Below are 487 nucleotides of genomic sequence, written 5' to 3' on the forward strand. Positions count from 1 at the left end.
TCGCCTGGCTGCAGCTGGCGATGGCCAACCGCTACGAGCCGGCGGTTCCGGCGCTGGAGCGGTTCCTCACCAGCCAGGGCCGCCGCAAGTTCGTCGCGCCGCTGTTCGAGACGCTGGTCGCGCAAGACGATTGGGGCCGCCCGATCGCGGAGCGGATCTACCGCCAGGCGCGGCCGGGCTATCACAGCATCACCAGCGGCAGCGTGGAGGCGATTCTCGCGCGCGGGCGTTGAAGCCGGTGTCGTTTGGCCCCGGTGTCGTTCGGCCGATGCCGACCGGGCTTCTCCATGTTGACCGCCTCGCCGGCCGACGGATCGGTCCGCCATTGGCTCCGGAATGGAGGGAAGCGGATTTTGACAACGATTCCAGATGCTTGCCGGAAATCTTGGAGAGCCTGCCAGTTTCACCTGAGAGCCGGCTCTTAACCCTCCATTTAGGCCATCCGCCTACAGTGGCGGAAAGAAGATGGCCTATCCATGTCGCAGAC

The 487-nt window shown here is 65.5% G+C and carries 1 protein-coding gene; it reads left to right on the top strand.

The window, feature by feature from the left end; all coding sequences use genetic code 11:
* Positions 1–233: leukotriene A4 hydrolase C-terminal domain-containing protein (locus AC2JF9_RS08585; RefSeq protein ID WP_500726931.1), on the top strand; the 233-nt coding region annotated here is incomplete at its 5' end.
* Between the last annotated feature and the right edge of the window lie 254 nt (positions 234–487).

This window comes from Lactobacillus sp. C449L (assembly GCF_059900815.1).